This is a genomic window from Idiomarina sp. UBA4206 (assembly GCF_002383015.1).
GTDB classification, from domain to species: Bacteria; Pseudomonadota; Gammaproteobacteria; order Enterobacterales; family Alteromonadaceae; genus Idiomarina; species Idiomarina abyssalis.
Genome location: NZ_DFTS01000043.1, coordinates 77,767 through 79,744, shown reverse-complemented (window position 1 = coordinate 79,744; position 1,978 = coordinate 77,767). Strand labels below are relative to the sequence as shown.

The following is a 1,978-nucleotide window of genomic DNA, read 5'->3' as shown; positions in this document are numbered from 1 at the left end:
ACTGACAGGGTGGTGTTCGAGTCACCCATTCTGATGTATACCGATTTAAAGCAGTTACGCGAATTGGATGAAAAGCACTACCGCGCAACAACACTCTCGCTGGCTTTCAAGCCGGAGGAAAACAACTTACGGCAGGCGATAGAAAGCCTTGTTGAAAATGCAAAAGACTCGGTTAAGAACAATCAAACCGTTATTCTGATACTGAGTGACAGAGGCTTGCAGCGCGGACAGTTGATGATACCGGCTGCGATAGCAGTTGGTGCGGTTCAACAGGCTTTAGTGGCTAATGACTTACGTTGCGATTCGAACATTATTATTGAGACAGCGTCTGCGAGAGACCCTCATCACATGGCGGTGTTGTTGGGTTTGGGAGCTACTGGAGTTTACCCTTACCTGGCTTATGAAACGGTGGAGCAATTGGTTGCTCGCGGCAAAGTAACTCTGGATATTAGAGAAGCCTTGCTGAACTACCGGAAAGGTCTGAATAAAGGACTCTTGAAAATACTGTCGAAGATGGGCATTGCAACAGTTGCCGGATACCGCGGTTCTTCTCTATTTGAAGCTGTTGGGCTTAACGAAGATGTACGCCGCCTTTGTTTTGCAAACGTGCCGGCGCGAATTGATGGTACCGGTTTTGATGATATTCAGCAGGATCTCCAGCAAAGCTTCCACAAAGCCTGGTTAAAGCGTAAGCCGCTGGCTCAGGGTGGTTTACTGAAATATGTGCATGGTGGGGAATACCATGCGTATAACCCGGATGTGGTCACCTCCTTACAACGTGCGGTAGCAACAGGTGAGCAGCGGGACTACGACGTTTACGCGAAATTTGTGAATCAAAGGCCGGTAACTCACCTGCGTGATCTGCTCAGTATAAAATTACCTGAAACAGCAAAGCTTGAAAAACACCAAGTTGAAGCAAAGGAAAGCCTGTATCAGCGTTTTGATACGGCTGCTATGTCCATAGGCGCGTTAAGCGCTGAGGCCCACGAGGCTCTGGCTATAGCAATGAACCAAATTGGAGGGCATTCAAACTCCGGTGAAGGAGGCGAGGATCCGAAACGCTTTAACAGCTTAAAAAATTCCCGAATTAAACAAGTGGCTTCAGGGCGCTTTGGAGTGACACCTCATTACCTGGTGAACGCCGATGTGATTCAGATAAAAGTTGCGCAGGGTGCAAAACCTGGAGAGGGCGGACAACTACCCGGCGAAAAAGTCACTGCGGAAATAGCGCAACTACGCTACGCAGTGGCTGGTACGACATTAATATCGCCACCGCCGCATCATGACATTTACTCCATTGAAGATTTAGCTCAGCTGATTTTTGATTTAAAGCAGGTAAACCCTAAAGCTTTAGTCTCTGTAAAACTGGTTTCAACGCCGGGTATTGGCACTATTGCGACCGGGGTGGCTAAGGCTTATGCCGACTTGATAACCGTATCAGGCTATGACGGTGGTACCGGCGCCAGCCCCATGACGTCGGTCAAGTACGCAGGTTCACCCTGGGAACTCGGGTTGGTCGAAGTGCACGAAGCTTTGGTAGCGAATAACCTGCGCCATAAAATTCGTCTGCAGGTCGATGGTGGTTTAAAAACCGGTATGGATATTGTGAAAGCGGCAATTTTAGGGGCAGAGAGCTTTGGCTTTGGTACTGCTCCGATGATAGCCCTGGGCTGTAAATACTTGCGCATTTGCCATCTGAATAACTGTGCAACGGGTGTGGCTACGCAAGATGAAACCTTACGTCGTGAGCACTTTTCCGGCTTACCGGAGCGCGTTGTAAAACTGTTTGAGTTTAGGGCTGAAGAGGTGCGGGACATTCTTGCTCATCTCGGTTTAGCTCAGTTAACCGATGCCATTGGACGGGTTGATTTACTAGAGCGTTTGCCGGGGGAAACCAAACGTCAGCAACAGTTACAGTTGACCGCCTTGTTGGAGTCGGCCGGAGTCCGCTCTGAACATTCATTGTATTGCACGGACA

Annotated in this window: 1 protein-coding gene; it reads left to right on the top strand. The window is 49.1% G+C overall.

The window, feature by feature from the left end; genetic code table 11:
- On the top strand, nt 1–1,978 hold a 1,978-nt coding region (gltB, locus tag B3180_RS09425; protein ID WP_286844214.1), incomplete at both ends, for a glutamate synthase large subunit.